Below are 17,260 nucleotides of genomic sequence, written 5' to 3'. Positions count from 1 at the left end.
TTTTTAAGCAACACAACAAACATTTACAAACTGTATTTCAGATAGCTATTTGTCTTTTAGCAGTGAATACAGAATAGATTGAAGGAAGGAGAGTAATAAACTGAAAATTAGTGCCCACCAAATATTGGAAACAGCAAAACCATCTATGAAGTAATCAGCCATTAAAATGATAACCGCATTGATAATCAACAAGAACAATCCCAAAGTAATAATGGTTACCGGAAGTGTTAGTATCACTAAAATTGGTTTTACGATCAATCGCAGCACTGCCAGAACAATCGCTACAATGATTGCAGAAACATAACCATCTACGGATACGCCGGGCAAAATATAAGCCAGAATAACAACGGCCAGTGCAGTAAGTAATAACCTTAAAATAAGTTTCATCTTTTTTGGATTTTTATAAAGATAAAAAAACCACCCTTAATTAAGAGTGGTTTTTTAAAATACTTAAAAAGGTGCCTTCGTTATTCATTATTTGCAGCAGTTACAGTTCCGTAATTTCCAATGTTCACCATAGGAATGGTTGCATCGTACTTTCTGTTGATCGCTTCAATAATTAAGTTAGCAGTATATGCATAACCTCTTGGTGTTGGATGTACTCCATCCAAAGAAAAGGCTCCTCCTGTTACATATGTTGATGTTAACATTCCCGCATCGTAAGGCACTCCTGTGCTTGCAACTTTTGCCAAAGCAGCTCTTGCATCTAAAAATACTAAGTCATGGGCATTTGCCAAAGCTTGTATCGTTGCATTGTATGAAGCTGTAGCAGTAGACACACGTCCTTGCTCTACAGTTGTTAAAACATATTGGTCTCCCAAAGGTATTGAAACTCCAACAACACCTAATGGGTTTGAAGGATCCGGGATAGTTCCTAATACTGAAGATGCCGGTAATACAACCAGGTCATTATCATTAGCCTGACGTAATTGGCCTAACAAGCCAGCGGTTATAGGATCCAGGTTAAATGGAGGCCCTTGAAGAATAGCACTAATATCTGTTAGATCGTCATCCGTAAGGATTGGATAATTTACACCGGCAACAAAGTTTATTTGTCTGGCAGCTGCTTCATCCGAAGTAATAACTCCGGCACCAACAAGACCAGGTAAAACCTGAGTGTTGTATAATCCAAATTGAGCATTTACTGCTCCTGCTGTTGCAGCATCCAATGGAATAGCCTGTACAGGTACGGTTGTAAAATATGGGATTGAAGTAACATCAGGAATATTTATTAAAACTCCTCCTGTACTGGTAGCGGTTAATGCATCTACTTGTGCACTATAGGCAGAAGCAAATACATTAGGGTCCGTAATATCACTTCCTCCATATGTAGATGGGTCTAAATTACCTGTTTGGTCTACACCTACTCCACCGGAAGTCGCATATCCTAAGATATCGTTATTTCCAATCCATAAGCTAAAGAACGTAGGGGTCAACGAAGCAGCATCTGCAATAACAGTAGCATTGTCACTTGTTGCGAAACGAGCAAAGTAAGGGCTAGATGCCCCTGAAGTGACTCCTGCCACATTTCCATATCCCGGAGCTACCAAATGAAAACTCTTTGCTCCCGGAACTCCCATGTTATTAAATGGGCCCGTTGCACTTGTAGTAATCTCTGTAGTTGGTGTACCTTGCAATGTTACAGGACCGGGATTTCCCTGATCGTCTACAGCCAATACTAATCTGTTTTCAGCTACTTGAGTTCCGCTTAACAATAGTCCTCCAAAGTTGTCTGCCATCAAAGGCTGTGTAAAATCTCCACCACCTGCTTTGGCAAATTGCTCTGCCATAATGTTTGGGTAAGAATTATTTTGTCCTGTAATGTATAAAGCTCCGTCTGCATATCCTGCAGTAAGTGAATTCCCTACTGCTACATAAGTTGCCAGATTTGCCGTACCGCTTGTATAAAATCCGTCTTCATCAACACGATTATCAAACTCTGCTTCACAACTTACAAATCCAATTGCCAGTATCCCTAAAAATATTTTTATTGTGTTTTTCATTTTTTCTGATTTTTTTTGAATTACATTTTATAAGTAACGCCTAAGCCAGGAACAAATGCATTCGATTTGTATTGTCCTCCAAAAGGTGCTGCTACCCCATTTTCAAAATAGTAGTCATAAGAAGCATCCACTTCTTTAAAGCGTAAGTATAAGAAAGAGGCGTCTACCTGAAAATGATCACCTACGTTAAAGGTAAGACCCGCTGTGTAGCCATTACTATCATTACGAGGTGTTTCAGGCGCAAAGTATCCCGCTTGTACCGGGGACTCATCAAAGTAGTATCCAGCCCTTAAAGTAAACATCTTTGTCGCTTCATATTGTAATCCAAAACGGTATGTTGAAGCATTTTTATAGTTACGCAGGTTTTGAGAATCAGGAATATTCTCATCTGCCCAGTCAATGTCCAGTGACTCATAAACATCCCAGAAAGCACGGTTATAGTCGAACGCAAATAGCCATTTTTCACAAAATTTATATGAAAGACCTACTGTTATTTCTGCAGGTAACGGTAAAGATGCATCAAAAGTGGTATCGGCAAAAGGAGTTAAAGGAGAATTAGGTATATTCTCGAAATCCGCATCACCGTCCTCCGCGCTTAAAATAATTTCGGAACGATAATTTGCTCCAATTGTCAGGTCCTCTGTTGGTCTGAACATAACACCAGCAGTCCATCCCCACTTAGTGATCCCAGAGGCATCAATTGTTACTTCTGACCTGTTTCCATCCAGATCTGTCAATGTTCTATTTAAGTTACGGTTGAAATTTACAGAACCAATCACATAAATAGGCCCTCCTCCAAAACTTAGGTAGTCACTTACTTTAAATGATACCGTAGGCTGAACAAAAATTGCAGCAAGCTCAATGTTATTTACCAAGTGAGAACCTGCCCAGTCATCTTCATAGGCAACTTCACTTCCAAAAGGAGTATACACTCCTAAACCAAAAGCCAACCAATCATTAGCTTGATAAGATGCATACAGATACAAAGGAGTTCCCGTTGGACTATCTGTCATTGTAGCTGCTCCTGTAGCTTCATTTTGATAAGATACATTAGAGAACACGCCACTTACCCCAGCAGATATATTCAACTTGTTTTCAAGGTATACTAACCCGGCAGGGTTAAAAAATACAAGTTCGCTACTGTTTATCACAGCAACACCTGTATGTCCCATTGCCAAGGATTTTTGCCCTTGTAAACTTACACGGTATCCTCCGGCATACATTACTGCTGTTGCTAATGCAAAAACAGTAAGAAGTAATACTTTCTTCATAATAATTAAGTTAGGTTAAATGTTTATTTTCCTGTGAACTTTTCTAAAAATACGCATTATTATTGGCTTTGCTTCCATTTATTATGCATACATAGTAAAATAGTTATGTGCAATGTTATAAAAAATCCACCACATATCGATAAAATTCACCTGGATTTTCAGCATGCAGCCAATGGCCGGCATTTAAAACAGTAGCAATTTTTGCTTTAGGGAAGTGTTTTTTGATAAGAATTTCGTCCATAGTATCTATATATCCCGATTTCTCTCCTCTTAGAAATAAAGTGTCTTTTTCAAAGATTGTATCATCAGGTAATGGCTTCCCTACCTCTTCAATAGTTTGAGTTAGTACGGGAAGGTTTATTCGTAGTGACAGCTCTCCTTTATTTTTCCAGTATAGATTCTTTAATAAAAACTGACGTACTCCTACTTCATTAATGTATTGAGAAAGCACTTTCTCTGCTGCTGCTCTTGTCTTTATTTCATAAAAATCCAGCAAAGACAGAGCTTTTAGTATATCCTGATGGTGTTGAGGATACTCCTTTGGCGAAATGTCTGCTACAATTAGTTTTGTAACGATCTCAGGATTATCTACTGCAAACAGCATCGCCGTTTTTCCACCCATAGAATGCCCTAACAAAGCAATATTTTCCAATAAATTGTGTTCACAATATCTTTTCAGATCTTCGGTCATGAGTGAGTAGCTGAAATGTTCAGAATGAAAACTTCTTCCGTGATTGCGTTGATCTATCAAATGTACTTGAAATCCTTTTTCGGTAAATCTATTGCCTAAAGTTTTCCAATTGTCACCCATTCCCAAAAATCCATGTAAGATAACAAGTGGTTTTCCTTCTCCAAAAATTTGTGAGTGTAAGAGCATTAAGACAGTTTTTGCAAATATTTTTTTATGACGGTTTCCAGCCCTAAGTAAATTGCTTCGCAAATGAGTGCATGGCCTATAGAAACTTCCAGCAGATTGGGAATATTTTCCTTAAAAAAACGAATGTTTTCCAAGGAAAGGTCATGCCCGGCATTAATACCTAATCCTAGTTTATTAGCAAGTATTGCACATTCTGAATAAGGTTTTACGGCATCCTTATTCCCTAAACTGAATTGTTTGGCAAATTCTTCGGTATATAATTCTATGCGGTCTGTACCGGTATAAGCAGCACCTTCAATCATACTTAGATCCGGGTCAACAAAAATAGATGTCCGTATTCCGTTATGTTGGCATTCCGAAATTATTTCAGCTAAATAATCTTTGTGTTTTATGGTATCCCATCCTGCATTTGATGTAATAGCATCCACAGCATCCGGCACCAAAGTGACCTGAGTTGGCTTTAATGCTAACACCATCTTCAAAAAAGATTCTATAGGATTCCCTTCAATATTATATTCGGTAACAACTACAGGTTTTAGATCGTAGGCATCTTGATATTTTATATGTCTTTCATCCGGTCGCGGATGAATAGTTACTCCTTGTGCTCCAAATTTCTGTACGTCTTTGGCTACTTCTACTACATTGGGCATATCTCCGCCTCTTGCATTGCGTAACGTAGCAATTTTATTGATGTTTACACTTAATTTAGTCATAAGCTATATTCTAAAAGACAAAAATACAAAGTTGATCCTCGGTTTTGCATCTTTATTTTAAGTAATTTGCATAAAAATTCGTAGCGTGAATACCCAAAATTATATTATCAATGACATTAAGCCTTTTGATATTTCTTCTGAAATAAAAGAAGTGCAAATAGTATTCAATCAACTTACTTATTCGCATATTCCTGTAAAAAAAGAGGACGTATATGTAGGTTGTATAAGTGAAACAGATGCTCATTGTTTTGAAAGCAGCAAATCATTGAGTGAATATCAATATGCTTTAGAGACATTTTACGTTCGAAAAAATACAAACTGGTTAGATATATTAGAAGCTTTTGCTCTTCACAACAGTAATATCATGCCAGTATTAGGAGATAACAATAAATATATAGGGTATTATGAGCTCGGTGATATTATGAACCTGTTTAACAATACCCCGTTTTTAAATGAAGCCGGAGGCATTATTGTCGTTGAAAAAGGAATTAAGGATTATTCATTTAGTGAGATATGCCAAATCGTTGAAACCAATGATGCTAAAATACTAGGTGTCTTTATTTCTAAAATTGAAAATGATGTGGTGCAAATTACACTTAAAATGGGGCATACCGGAATGAACGTTATTGTACAGACCTTTAGGCGATATAATTATACTGTGGTTTCCAATCACGAAGAAGATAAGTTTTTGGAAGATTTAAAAGAACGCTCCAATTATTTGGACAAATATCTAAATATGTAAGGAGATGAAAATTGGTATTTACGGACAATTTTATCACGAAAAGTCTGAAGCATATATTCAACTAATTTTAGACGCTCTTCAAAAAAAGAATGTAGAAATTGTTATTGAAGAGAATTTTCTCAAGATTATTAATTTACATCAGGAGATCACTAAAAACTTTTCGGGAGTTGAAACTTTTTCAGCATTAGACAATTCTTATGATCTGTTTTTCAGTATAGGTGGCGATGGCACTATACTGAAATCTGTTACGTTTGTGGGAGACCTTGGAATTCCTATTGTGGGGATCAATACAGGAAGATTAGGTTTTTTAGCTACAATTCAGAAAGAAAAAATCACCGAAAGCATTAACAAAATTCTTAATAAGGATTATTCCATCTCTAAAAGAAGTTTGTTAACCATAACTACAGAACCGCACAACGATGATATTACATCTCTAAATTTTGCTTTGAATGAAGTAGCCGTAAACCGTAAGAATACTACTTCGATGATTAAAGTAGAGACCAATGTAAATGATAAATATCTTACTTCGTATTGGAGTGATGGGCTTATTGTTTCTACTCCAACCGGTTCTACAGGTTATTCGTTAAGTTGTGGCGGCCCGGTTATTGACCCAAGCACTAACAGTATTGTTATAACACCTATTGCCCCACACAATTTAAATGCACGGCCCTTGGTATTACCAGACGACAGTACTATTACATTAAAAGTTTCAGGAAGGGAGAAATCATATTTAGTTTCTTTAGATTCCCGTATTGCTACCTTAGAGAATGAAACCACTATTATTATTAAAAAGGCATCTTTTAATGTTAATTTTGTACAGTTGTACGATGATAGTTTTATAAAAACACTTCGGGAAAAACTATTGTGGGGAGAAGACAAAAGGAATTAAACAATAAAATACCCTAAAATTTGTTAATCAACAGAGACTATTTCGCTTAGAATATGGTGAAGCGAAGTTTATTATTATATTTGCAAACTTTTAAGGCATATGAGGTATTTCACTGTCCTATTTTTTTTGATAACAACCACTTTTATGGGTCACTCACAAACTTATGAAATTGGAGGGATGATTGGTGGCGTTAATTATATAGGAGATATAGGCAAAACCAGTTATATAAACCCCAACACCGTTGGTTTTGGAGGCATTTTTAAATGGAATCGAAGTCAAAGGCATGCCTTTAGGGCTTCTATCCTAATTGCTGATATCAAGGGAGATGATGCAGACTCTAACGAAAGTAGAAGGCAACAGCGAGGATATTCTTTTAAAAACTCTATAAAAGAAGTTTCTTTAGGGATAGAATATACTTTTTGGGAATTTAACATGTATAGTGGGCAACCCGTATCAACACCTTATTTATATACCGGATTAACCTATTTTGGATATAATGCCTTGTACAAAAACGGACAAGATGTAATTGTAGATTACGATAAGGCCGGTGCTGTTGCAATACCAATGGTCGTAGGGTTTAAAGCTACTGTAGGCACCAAAATGGTTTTGGGAATGGAAATTGGTGCTCGTTATACTTTTACCGATGATCTTGACGGAAGTAACCCCATAAATGGGTTAGCCGATGAAGAAAGTCTTAAATTTGGAAATGTTAATAGTGATGATTGGTATGTATTTACAGGGGTAACGCTTACTTTTACTTTTGGAAGAAAACCCTGCTATTGTAACTTTTAGTATGAAATGAAATTACAGGACCAGATAGATTTAAACAAGTTACCCAGACATCTAGCGGTGATCATGGACGGGAATGGTCGTTGGGCTAAACAAAAAGGCTTGTTTAGAACTATGGGACATGAGAAGGGCACCAAAGCTGTCCGCGAAATTGTAGAAGCCTGTACAGAACTTAACATTTCTTATTTAACACTCTTTGCCTTTTCTACTGAAAATTGGAACAGGCCAAAGATGGAAATAAATCTGCTTATGAAACTTCTGGTTTCATCTTTAAAAAAAGAAATAGATACACTTCAGGAAAATAATATCAAACTAAATGCTATAGGTAATCTTGAATCTCTGCCAAAGAAAGCTTATAGAGAATTAATTGATGTCATTAAAAAGACGGAAAGTAATAGTAGAATGACATTAACCCTTGCATTGAGCTATGGTTCCAGAGAAGAATTAACAAAAACTATTAAAGAGATTAGTCATAAAGTTAAAAATAACCTAATTTCGCCCGAAAATATTGATGAAACGGTAATAAATAATCATCTTTACACGCAAAATTTACCAGATGTAGATTTACTAATAAGAACTAGCGGAGAACACCGTATTAGTAATTTCCTTCTTTGGCAAATAGCTTATGCTGAATTGTACTTCACGGAGACTCTTTGGCCAGATTATACAAGAACCCATCTTTTTGAAGCAATTATAAATTATCAAAATAGAGAAAGAAGATTTGGAAAAACCAGTGAACAGCTTAAAGAATAGTCCACGATTACATATTTACAAGAAGTCTTATTGTATTTTTCTTTTTACAATACTTTCGGTTTTAAATCTTGCTGCACAGCAAAAAGAACTCGATAGTGGTAGAAAATATACTATCAACAAAATTGAAGTAACTGGCGCGCAGAGTTTCAACGAACAAACCGTAATTGCTTTTACAGGTCTTAAAATAGGAGACCGTTTGTTTATTCCAGGTGAAAAATTAAGTTCGGTAACTAAAAAACTTTGGGAACAAAACCTTTTTAGTGATATTGCTTTTTATGTTACCAATATACAGGAAGATCTGGTAGATCTGGAATTATACATTGTGGAGCTTCCTAAGTTAAATAATGTAACTGTAGAAGGGCTTCGGAAAGGAAAGATAAAAGAACTCATTAAAGACAATAATCTTACCACCGGTGTTAAGATCACTAAAAACCTTATAACGACTACCAAAAATAATATCATTAACAAGAATCGTAAGAACGGCTTCTTGAACACTCAGGTTATCATTAGCACCATTCCACATTTAGATTCTACCGGAGTTGAAGTAGCTAAAAACATGTCGATCAAAATTGACAAAGGAGAACGGGTAAAAGTAACTTCTATAAATTTTGAAGGAAATCAAGCACTTTCAGATAAAAAACTTAGAGGTGCTATGAAAAATGTAAAACGTAAAAATTTTCTGCGTTTTTACAAAAGGTCAAAATATAGTGAAGACGGGTTTGAAGAAGATAAAACCTCCATTATCACTAAATATAAGTCCAATGGTTATAGAGACGCACGTATTCTAAGTGATACACTTATTGTTAAGGATGAAAGTAATATCGCTTTGCAATTAAATATTGAAGAAGGGAAAAAATATTATTTTGGGGATATTCGTTTTATAGGGAATAGTGTGTATACAGATAATGTACTACGCCAAGTCCTGGGTATTAAAAGAGGAGAATCCTATAATGGTGTTTTATTACAAGAACGCATTGAAGATAATACGAACCCGGAAGCAAATGACCTTACCAATCTGTATCAAAACAACGGGTATTTGTTCTCTAGGATCAATCCTGTTGAAGTAGCAGTAAGAAATGACACTATCGATTTTGAGATCAGAATTATTGAAGGAAAAGTTGCTTATTTTGACCATGTAACCGTAGTTGGTAATGACAAAACAAATGACCATGTTATCTACAGAGAATTAAGAACACGTCCCGGACAAAAATATAGTAAGCGTAATGTAGTTAGAACAATTCGTGAATTGGGGCAATTAGGATACTTTGATGCAGAGCAGATCGGCCCTAATTTTAAGAATGTAGATGCTAACAACGGAACTTTAGATATGGAATATTCTGTTGTTGAAAAAGGTTCCAGCCAGATAGAATTACAAGGTGGTTACGGCGGCGGAGGTTTTGTTGGAACACTTGGCCTCTCTTTCAATAACTTCTCATTAAGAAATATTTTCAATGGAGAAGCTTACAAACCACTCCCTATGGGTGACGGACAAAAACTATCCCTAAGGGCGCAAGCGAGTAGTTTCTATCAAACCTACAGTTTATCACTTGTAGAACCTTGGTTAGGAGGTAAAAAACCTGTACAATTAAGCACATCTGTATCTCATACGATACAATATTTTTATGACTTTGCTGCCAGAGAAGCTGATAAAGACCGTAGTTTTTTAATCACTGGCGGATCTGTTGGAATTGCCAAAAGATTAAAATGGCCGGATGATTATTTTACACTTTCCCAAGCGATAAGTTTTCAGCACTATAACCTAAAAAATTACAATACCGGGTTATTTACCTTTGGTGATGGTTATTCAAATAACCTAGCATATACTATTGGTATTAGCCGTAATAACACTGCTACCAACCCTATTTATCCTAAATCGGGTTCAGAGTTTAGTTTAACGGCAAAATTGACTCCTCCATATTCGGCATTCAACAGTGTGGACTATAAGGCCTTGGCAGATGAAAGAGAAATCTTAGATGATATTCCAACAACAAATGTAGATTATATTGATGCCCAAGATAGAATTGCCGAGATAGATCAAGAGCGGTTTAAATTCTTAGAATATTATAAAATAAAGTTCAAAGGAACCTGGTATACAAAACTAACAGGCGATTTGGTATTACGCACCAATACAGAATTTGGATTTTTGGGAGCCTACAATGATAATAGAGGGGTTCCCCCTTTTGAGCGTTTCTTTGTGGGAGGTGATGGACTTGGATCCTTTAGTTTAGATGGAAGAGAAGTGATTCAATTACGGGGATATCCTAACCAATCCTTATCTAACACAGATGGAAATACCATTTACAATAAATTTTCGTTAGAATTAAGATATCCAATTACTTTAAAGCAATTGGCATCTATATATGTTCTGGGATTTGCAGAAGGTGGCGGTTCTTATGATGGGTTTAGAAATTACAATCCTTTCAGTATTAATAGGTCTGCTGGCGTAGGATTGCGTATATTTATGCCTGCATTTGGATTATTGGGGATAGATTTTGGGTATGGATTTGATCCAATCCTTGGGGGATCTCAAAAAAATGGATGGGAAACTCACTTTATTATTGGACAACAATTTTAATTTTGGCACGATATTTTCTTAAACAACAACCAGCAATTATGAAAACAACTAAGTTACTTTTTTTCGCACTTATTATTTTGTGCTTTAGCTTTTCAGCAAATGCACAGAGAGGCGTTCGTATTGGATATATTGATATGGAATATATTCTTGAAAATGTTCCTGAATATACTGAAGCTTCAACCCAGTTAGAGGGAAAAGTACAACGATGGAAACAGGATATTGAGAAAAAACAAAAATCAATAGATCAAATGAAGCTCAACTTAAGCAATGAGCGAGTATTGCTTACTAAAGAGCTAATAGAAGAGCGTGAAGAAGAGATAAAAGTTGAAGAAGATGAAATGCTTAAATACCAACAAGATAGATTTGGTCCTAATGGAGATTTAATGATTCAACGGAGGCAATTAGTTCAACCTATTCAAGATCAGGTCTTCAATATTGTTCAAGAAATTGCTGAAAATAAAAAATTCGATTTCATCTTTGATAAATCTGCAGATATAGTAATGTTATTTGCCGCCGAAAGAAATGACATTAGTGACCAGGTGCTACGAAGTATTAATCGAGCCGCTAAGCGAAAAGAGGCTACCAGTAAAAGAGAAAAACGTGAAATAGAGAAGAGGGATGACCTTTCTTTAGAAGAAGATAAAGAAGTAACTGAACGTGAAAAAGCAATAGAAGAAAAGAAAGACGAACGTGAAAAAATGATGGCGGAACGCAAACGTGTTCGTGACTCTATCCGCGCTGCCAAAAAACTGGAGTTTGAAACAAGAAGACAAAGGTTACTTGATGAAAGACAACGTAGAAAAGATTCGATCTTAGAGGCAAGAAATAATCCTCCTACCGGAGGTGATGGAGAAGATGACGGAGAAGGTGATGGCGGAGGAAATTAAATTTTAATAATAAGTATAACCTTAATAATCTTAACACATAATTTAATACAATTACAATGAAAAAATTCAAATTATTTGCAGTAGCCGTATTGCTCTTTGTAGGAGCTACAAGTTTTGTAAATGCACAGTCTAAGATTGCACATATAGACACCCAGGCGCTAGTAGAGGCTATGCCAGAGATGAAAGCTGCACAAAGCCAGCTTGATAAGCTTAAAACAACCTACGATACTGAAATAAAAGCAATGGCTAAAGAACTTGACACAAAGATCAAGCAGTACGAAGGAGAAGCTGAAACAAAAACTGAAGAAGAAAACGCAAAACGTGTACAGGAAGTACAGGGAATGCAAAATAATATAGGTGCATATAGAAATCAGGCACTACAAGACCTTGATAAAAAACAAGTAGATATCTTTAAGCCTATTTTAGAAAAAGCACGTACAGCAATTCAAAAAGTTGCAAGGGCACAAGGCTTTCAATATGTATTAGATTCTACTACCGGAGCTGGTTTATTATTAGCAGACGGAACAGATTTATTACCTTCTGTTAAAAAGGAATTAGGAATTTAATATTTTATTCTTTTTTAAAAAATTATTGAAAACTGCTCGACCGTTTGGCGAGCAGTTTTTATTTTTATACAAATGAAACAGGATAGTCCAATTGGTATTTTCGATTCGGGTGTTGGCGGAACTTCTATTTGGAAGGAGATTCATCAATTATTACCTCTTGAAAGCACAATTTATCTTGCGGACAGTAAGAATGCTCCTTATGGGTATAAAACGCAGAAAGAGATTATCTCCTTGAGCATTAAAAATACAGACGCATTACTGCAAATGGGCTGTAAGATCATTGTTGTGGCCTGTAACACTGCTACAACCAATGCTATTGACCTGCTTCGTTCGCGATACGACATTCCTATTATAGGTATAGAACCTGCTATTAAACCTGCTGCTTTACAAACACATTCCAAAAGTATTGGCATATTAGCAACAAAAGGAACACTTAGCAGCGTTCTCTTTCATAAAACAATAGGAGAGTTTACCAAAGATATTTCGGTCATAGAAATTGTAGGTGAAGGATTGGTCCCTCTTATTGAAGCAGGAAAGTTAAATAGTCCGGAGTTATTTGAGTTGCTTCAAAAGTATACAAAACCTATGCTTGTGGCGAATGTAGATTATATTGTCTTAGGCTGTTCGCACTATCCGTACCTTATTCCTCAGCTTCAAAAATTGCTGCCTCAGAATGTAAAGATTATTGATTCGGGTAAAGCTGTTGCAAAACAGACCAGGAGTATTCTGAAAAAAAACAATTTGTTAAATGAAAATGTTTCAGCACCTGCATTTCAGTTCTATTCAAATGCAGAAATAAATGTCCTGGAAAAGCTTTTAAAAGATTTTTCTGAAAAGATCACAGTAATAAAAAAGGACTTTTAATTAACCAAAGTACGCAAGCAATTCTTTTTTTCTTGAAGGGCTTACCATAATTTGTTTTCCGTTGCTCAATACAACACTCCCGCCCTTTCCTTTTCTATATTCGATGATAGCATTTACATTCACCAAATAGGATTTATGTACACGCGCAAAGCCGTTTCCATTAAGCGTATCTTCAAAATATTTAAGTGTTTTACTTACCAGTTTCTTACTGTCTTTTAAGAATATATTTGTGTAATTATCATCTGCCTGACAATACAAAATATCTTCCATTTTAAGTACTTCAAAACCATTTTGTAAGGGAATGGTAATTTTACCGGTAACTTGAGCATTTACAGGACGTAATACTGTGTGCTGCAAACTGTTTTCTTTTTCTTTAATTTCTGAAACATAGTCTACAGCTTCAATTAAGTTATCTATGGAAATTGGCTTCAACAAATAGTAAGATGCATGAGCATTTAATGCATCGATCGCATAATGATTGTAGGCAGTAACAAACACTGTTTCAAATTGACGATCTCCAACTTTATCCAAAAGGTCGAAAGCATTTCCGTAGGGCATTTCTACGTCCAGAAAAACAAGATCAAGGTCATTGTTTCTTATTAAAACCAGTCCTTCTTCCACATTAGCTGCTTCACCCAATAGTTCTACTTTTGGACAATATTTAGCCAGATAATTTCGTAAGATTTCCCGGCTGTTTTCTTCATCTTCAACAATAATAGCTCGTAAGTTCATTTAATCTTTCTTTAGAATAAGTATAACCTGAGTTCCTTCTTCATTTTCAAAAACATTCTCAACCGTAACATCTACTTTATCTTTGTACATTTTATTTAAAATAGAGATTCGCTTTTGAATATTTCCCATCCCTTTGGATTTTTGTTTCTTTTGATGTTCGGTCTTTAGTTCTTTTGATTTTTTCCTGCCAATACCGTTGTCCGATATGGTGATCTTTGCAGTTTCTATATCCTGTTGCTCAAAATTGATCTCCAATAATCCTTTCTCTTCTTTATATCTAAGTCCGTGCCAAACGGCATTTTCAACATATGGTTGTAACAACATTGGTGGAATTACAAATTCTCCGATCTTTAAATTTTTATCGATCGTTATTGTATAATCAAACTTATTTTGAAAGCGGGCATGCTCCAATTGTACATACAGCTCCAGTAGTTCAATTTCCTTCGACAAGGGGATAAAATCTTCATCACTATTTTCTAAAACCGCACGCATTAGCTGTGAAAAATCACTTAAATATTTGTTTGCAGTACGCTCGTCATTACTAGCTATAAAACTATTAACAGAGTTAAGCGCATTGAATATAAAGTGTGGATTCATCTGAGTTCTTAACGATTTTAACGCCAACAGATTATTAGCATACTTTTGCTGTTTTACACTTTTGTATTGTGTATAAGCCACAAGTAATAACAAAAGAGCAATAAGAATAAGAGAGCCTATGATCCATTTTTGGACAAGATTATTCTTTTCGATTAACTCTTGGTTCTCAAAAGCAAGTTGGAATCTGCTTTCACTAAGTTCCCTTTCATTTTCAAGACTAATGATTCGATTTTGTTTTAAAGCAATCTCCTTGCTAAATCGAGCAGCCTGTGAAATTTCCTGTTCCTTTTTTATGTAGAGCTCGTCCACAACTTCTACATATCGCTCATAACTTTCAGCAGCTTTTCCATAATCACCTATATCTCTATAGATTTCTGAAAGTTTTCGAGTAGCATCTTTCTGAACCAATAAATCTTCTTTCTTATCTGCTTCATCTATACTTCTATTAAGATAGGGAATGGCTTCTTCATATTTTTCCTGCCCGACATAGGCATTGGCAATTTTATAATTTTGGCGTTGTGCAGTTAGCGGACTGTTAAGGTCTTCCTCCTCTTGTGAATCATCTAAAGACTGAATTTCATCTAATGCTTCTTCCCGAAGTTGAATTTCCTTATCAAAATCCCTGTTTTGATTATAAAAATCTGCTACTTTATTTTTTTCTGCTACTGCCCGTCTTTTGTTTTCTTTTTTAGCGAGTCCCAGTGAATTTCCAAAATATTCTTCTGCTTCTTCAATAGCACCTCCTTGCGCATAAGCCTCACCAATTTTGGAGTTTAAATCTGTGATCTTAGGAGTGATCTTATGTGTATTGGCTGCATCCAATGCTTTTTGATAATTGAAAACACTTTTAACAGGATCATCAATGGCCTTATAAGTATCTCCTAAACCTTCATAAACCTCTACCCGTTGATAATTAGAGAGTCTTTCTTTCAACAACTCTTTGTATGTTGAAATACTCTCCTGATAGTTTTTGTTTTCCATAAAGGCTTTAGCTAACTTAATACGGGTGTCATTTTTTGGGCTAAAACTAATACTGCGCTTATAATTATCAATGGCCAAATCTCCTTGCCCCCAATACGAATTAATATTACCTAGAGTCTTAAAAGCAATACTATTTTGTTGAACTGTAGCATTTTTACTCCTTACCGACTCTAATGCTCTGGTTACATATTCTATACTCTTTTGAGCATCTTTTTTTAGAAAATAATTAGATGAATCTATAAAGATCTTAAACAGATCCTGGGATTTACTTCTTGTAGAATTCTTTATTGAAAGAGTTTCTTCTCCGGCCTTTTCAACTTTTATTGTAATCCGTTGCCTATCTACAATAGTGTAATAAACCGTTATAAAATCATCGCTTCGTACAATAAGTTCGTCGCCTACTTTTGCAGAAATTGTGAACTCTCCTGCAATGTTTGTTGTCGTATAGCTGCCACCAAGAATTTCAATATTAACCCTGGAAATAGGGTCAAAGGATTCTGCTTCTATTACTTTTCCTTTAAGTGTAAATACATTTTCGGTACCACGATTGGTTTGTCCATACAAATCACATGAAGTAAATAGTATTGTTATAAAAAATAAAACTGTAATTGCTCTCATCATAGTCTTTAAAGTGTAAACATACGTACTTTACATCACTTTGTAAAATCGTGTTTAACCGAATAACGGCAGTTTTACACCCTAAAATTTGATTTATCTAAACATAACTTCTCGTTCACTAACCAAAAAGAACCATTCCCTCAAAACAGCTTTTATTAAAATTAAGTTCCGCTTAGGTTTACATCGTATTAACCCATAGAATTTAACTCAATGAAAACTTTACAAATTTTTACACTTCTATTCACTTTTATATCAATACTATCCTGTAGAGCAGATGTATCTAAACAAATAGCTGAAAATTCTCTAGCTGCTGAAAATAACGTACCACTAATTAAAGAGCATTTCATTAAAGTTGCTCTACTACTCGATACCAGCAATAGTATGGACGGCCTCATAGATCAGGCTAAAGCACAGCTTTGGGAAATTGTAAATGAGTTGTCTTATGCCAAATGTAAGAACGAAAGACCCAATCTTCAAATTGCCTTATATGAATATGGTAATGACAATTTAAACTCGCGGGATGGTTATATTCGGAAAATTTTAGGTTTTACAGAAGATCTGGACGACGTTTCAAAGGAACTGTTCTCTCTTACCACTAATGGTGGAAGTGAATACTGCGGAACTGTGATTCAAGCATCCTTAAACCAATTAGATTGGGGAAATGATGCAGATGACTTAAAAATGATCTTCATTGCCGGAAACGAGCCTTTTACACAAGGAGAGGTTAATTATAAGGACGCTGCCCTTAATGCCAAAGAAAAAGATGTTGTAGTAAACACTATCTTTTGTGGTGATTACAAACATGGTATTTCATCTTACTGGAAGGATGGAGCACAATTAGCGTATGGTGATTATATGGCAATTAATCACAATGTGGAGACTGTACATATTGCTTCTCCGTATGATGATATCATCCTACAACTCAATATTAAACTAAACGGCACCTATGTCCCCTATGGAAGACAAGGCTCAAGGAAAGTAGCTATGCAAAGGGCACAAGATGATAATGCTGCAGAATACAGTAAAGCAAATGCCGTAAGCAGAACAGTTACAAAAGGTTCGCACTTATATAAAAACAGCACTTGGGATCTCGTTGATGCAGAAGAGGAGGAAGATTTCAGTTATGATAAGTTGAAAAAAGAGGATTTGCCTGAAAATTTAAAAGGAAAAACAAAATCTGAAATTAAAGCCTATGTTTCCAAACAAAGAAGAGAAAGAGATCGTATTCAAAAAGAGATTGCCCAATTAAATGAAAAACGCAGACAGTATATTGCGGCTAACAAAAAAGAAAATTCAAACGGATTAGAAAGTGCTATGATCCAAGCCTTAAAAAAACAAGCTTTAAAGAAGAATTATTTATGGAATTAATTCTTATCACAAACAAAAAAGTCCCTAACGGGGCT

16 protein-coding genes are annotated in these 17,260 nt (G+C 35.5%); 9 read left to right on the top strand and 7 right to left on the bottom strand.

What is annotated here, in order from left to right; all coding sequences use genetic code 11:
- Nucleotides 1–45 precede the first annotated feature (45 nt).
- From ACY2RT_RS09755 to ACY2RT_RS09735, 5 genes are all read right to left on the bottom strand, one after another.
- Nucleotides 46–387: a phage holin family protein gene (locus tag ACY2RT_RS09755; RefSeq protein WP_490155725.1), complete on the bottom strand. Its 342-nt coding sequence runs from the start codon at nucleotides 385–387 to the stop codon at nucleotides 46–48.
- An 80-nt stretch (nucleotides 388–467) separates the two neighbouring features.
- The gene (locus tag ACY2RT_RS09750) at nucleotides 468–2,003 is read right to left on the bottom strand and encodes a G-D-S-L family lipolytic protein (RefSeq protein ID WP_490155724.1); all 1,536 of its coding nucleotides are present in this window, start codon (nucleotides 2,001–2,003) and stop codon (nucleotides 468–470) included.
- Between the two features lie 20 nt (nucleotides 2,004–2,023).
- Complete coding sequence (locus ACY2RT_RS09745; protein WP_490155723.1) at nucleotides 2,024–3,274, bottom strand: OmpP1/FadL family transporter; 1,251 nt, start codon at nucleotides 3,272–3,274, stop codon at nucleotides 2,024–2,026.
- Between the two features lie 115 nt (nucleotides 3,275–3,389).
- On the bottom strand, nucleotides 3,390–4,151 hold the full coding sequence (locus tag ACY2RT_RS09740) for an alpha/beta fold hydrolase (protein WP_490155722.1): 762 nt from the start codon (nucleotides 4,149–4,151) through the stop codon (nucleotides 3,390–3,392).
- On the bottom strand, nucleotides 4,151–4,864 hold the full coding sequence (locus ACY2RT_RS09735) for a pyridoxine 5'-phosphate synthase (RefSeq protein WP_490155721.1): 714 nt from the start codon (nucleotides 4,862–4,864) through the stop codon (nucleotides 4,151–4,153). The genes ACY2RT_RS09740 and ACY2RT_RS09735 overlap by 1 nt, the downstream gene beginning before the upstream one ends.
- 85 nt (nucleotides 4,865–4,949) lie before the next feature.
- On the opposite strand from ACY2RT_RS09735, the gene ACY2RT_RS09730 reads away from it, so the two are divergent.
- From ACY2RT_RS09730 to murI, 8 genes are all read left to right on the top strand, one after another.
- Nucleotides 4,950–5,606: an acetoin utilization protein acuB gene (locus ACY2RT_RS09730; RefSeq protein ID WP_490155720.1), complete on the top strand. Its 657-nt coding sequence runs from the start codon at nucleotides 4,950–4,952 to the stop codon at nucleotides 5,604–5,606.
- 4 nt (nucleotides 5,607–5,610) lie between these two features.
- Nucleotides 5,611–6,495: an NAD kinase gene (locus ACY2RT_RS09725; protein ID WP_490155719.1), complete on the top strand. Its 885-nt coding sequence runs from the start codon at nucleotides 5,611–5,613 to the stop codon at nucleotides 6,493–6,495.
- A 99-nt stretch (nucleotides 6,496–6,594) separates the two neighbouring features.
- Complete coding sequence (porG, locus tag ACY2RT_RS09720) at nucleotides 6,595–7,287, top strand: type IX secretion system protein PorG (protein ID WP_490155718.1); 693 nt, start codon at nucleotides 6,595–6,597, stop codon at nucleotides 7,285–7,287.
- 6 nt (nucleotides 7,288–7,293) lie between these two features.
- Nucleotides 7,294–8,037 (top strand): undecaprenyl pyrophosphate synthase, encoded by a 744-nt coding sequence (uppS, locus tag ACY2RT_RS09715; RefSeq protein WP_490155717.1) that lies wholly within the window; start codon nucleotides 7,294–7,296, stop codon nucleotides 8,035–8,037.
- Entirely contained in the window at nucleotides 8,006–10,612 is a 2,607-nt protein-coding gene (locus ACY2RT_RS09710) for a BamA/OMP85 family outer membrane protein (protein ID WP_490155716.1), read from the top strand. Before uppS ends, ACY2RT_RS09710 begins: the two co-directional genes overlap by 32 nt.
- Before the next feature lie 38 nt (nucleotides 10,613–10,650).
- Nucleotides 10,651–11,499 carry an OmpH/Skp family outer membrane protein gene (locus ACY2RT_RS09705; protein WP_490155715.1) on the top strand — a complete coding sequence of 283 codons (849 nt, stop codon included), beginning with the start codon at nucleotides 10,651–10,653 and terminating at the stop codon, nucleotides 11,497–11,499.
- 56 nt (nucleotides 11,500–11,555) lie between these two features.
- A complete protein-coding gene (locus tag ACY2RT_RS09700; RefSeq protein WP_490155714.1) occupies nucleotides 11,556–12,065 on the top strand; it encodes an OmpH/Skp family outer membrane protein in 510 nt (169 codons plus the stop codon).
- A 72-nt stretch (nucleotides 12,066–12,137) separates the two neighbouring features.
- A complete protein-coding gene (gene murI, locus ACY2RT_RS09695) occupies nucleotides 12,138–12,929 on the top strand; it encodes a glutamate racemase (RefSeq protein ID WP_490155713.1) in 792 nt (263 codons plus the stop codon).
- On the opposite strand, the gene ACY2RT_RS09690 is transcribed toward murI, so the two are convergent.
- Both ACY2RT_RS09690 and ACY2RT_RS09685 read right to left on the bottom strand, forming a co-directional pair.
- Complete coding sequence (locus tag ACY2RT_RS09690; protein WP_490155712.1) at nucleotides 12,930–13,661, bottom strand: LytR/AlgR family response regulator transcription factor; 732 nt, start codon at nucleotides 13,659–13,661, stop codon at nucleotides 12,930–12,932. It lies immediately after the preceding gene.
- Nucleotides 13,662–15,860 (bottom strand): tetratricopeptide repeat-containing sensor histidine kinase, encoded by a 2,199-nt coding sequence (locus ACY2RT_RS09685; protein WP_490155711.1) that lies wholly within the window; start codon nucleotides 15,858–15,860, stop codon nucleotides 13,662–13,664. It lies immediately after the preceding gene.
- Nucleotides 15,861–16,067: 207 nt separating this feature from the next.
- On the opposite strand from ACY2RT_RS09685, the gene ACY2RT_RS09680 reads away from it, so the two are divergent.
- Complete coding sequence (locus ACY2RT_RS09680; RefSeq protein ID WP_490155710.1) at nucleotides 16,068–17,225, top strand: vWA domain-containing protein; 1,158 nt, start codon at nucleotides 16,068–16,070, stop codon at nucleotides 17,223–17,225.
- Nucleotides 17,226–17,260 lie beyond the last annotated feature (35 nt).

The sequence above is a fragment of the Ulvibacter sp. 2210JD10-4 genome, assembly GCF_058148525.1.
This window is presented reverse-complemented; position numbering and strand designations above follow the sequence as displayed.